This window comes from Alkalilimnicola ehrlichii (assembly GCF_003399765.1).
GTDB lineage: Bacteria > Pseudomonadota > Gammaproteobacteria > Nitrococcales > AK92 > AK92.
In genome coordinates this window covers 1-1,172 of record NZ_NFZV01000080.1, presented here as the reverse complement: position 1 = coordinate 1,172, position 1,172 = coordinate 1, and the positions used below count along the sequence as shown (strand labels likewise).

At 63.1% G+C, this 1,172-nt stretch carries 1 pseudogene; it reads left to right on the top strand.

The features are described 5' to 3' along the window. Positions 1–1,172 (top strand): annotated as a pseudogene (locus tag CAI21_RS22745) (acetate--CoA ligase); the annotation flags it as partial.

The following is a 1,172-nucleotide window of genomic DNA, read 5'->3' as shown; positions in this document are numbered from 1 at the left end:
GTGGTATTCGGCGGTTTCTCGCCCGAAGCGCTGAAGGATCGCATCCAAGACGCCGAATGCCGCACCCTGATCACGGCGGACGAGAGCGTACGCGGCGGCCGCCGTACGCCTTTGAAGGCGAATGCGGATACTGCTGTGGCTCAGTGCCCGAGTATTCAAGAAGTGTTCGTGGTCCGGCGCACCGGCGGCGACATCGAGTGGACCGAAGGCCGCGACCTTTGGTGGCACGAGGCAATCGCCGAGGCTGCCGCCGATTGCCCCGCAGAGCCGATGGACGCGGAAGATCCGCTGTTCATCCTCTACACCTCCGGCTCCACCGGCAAACCCAAAGGGGTGCTTCACACGACCGGCGGCTATTTGCTGCAGGCGGCGATGACGCACAAGTACGTCTTTAATTATCAAGACGGCGACGTGTACTGGTGCACGGCCGACGTCGGCTGGGTCACCGGGCACACGTATATCGTTTACGGGCCGCTTGCCAACGGCGCGATCTCCCTGATGTTCGAAGGCGTGCCGACCTACCCGAACGCCTCCCGCTTCTGGGACGTGGTGGACAAACACAAGGTCAACATTTTCTACACCGCGCCCACAGCGATTCGCTCGCTGATGGGCATGGGCGATGATTTGGTTAAACAAACCTCTCGCCGGAGCCTTAAAGTGCTCGGCACCGTCGGCGAGCCGATCAACCCTGAGGCCTGGAACTGGTACCACCGCGTGGTGGGCGAAGGCCGTTGCCCGATTGTCGACACCTGGTGGCAGACGGAAACGGGCGGCCACATGATCGCCCCGATCCCGCACCTCACGCGGCTCAAGCCCGGCTCGGCAACCATGCCGTTTTCGGTGTTGAACCGCAACTGGTGGACAACGACGGCAATGTGCTGGAAGGGGCCACCGAAGGCAATCTGGTGATTGCCCGTGCCTGGCCCGGCATGCTGCGCGGCGTCTACGGCAACCAGCAACGCTTCATCGACACGTATCTGTCGGCCTACCCCGGCAAATATTTCACTGGCGATGGCGCACGGCGCGACGAGGACGGCTACTACTGGATTACCGGCCGCGTCGACGACGTGCTCAACGTCTCCGGCCACCGCATGGGCACCGCCGAGGTGGAAAGCGCTTTGGTGCTGCACGAGAAAGTCGCCGAAGCGGCCGTGGTCGGCTTCCCGCACGAT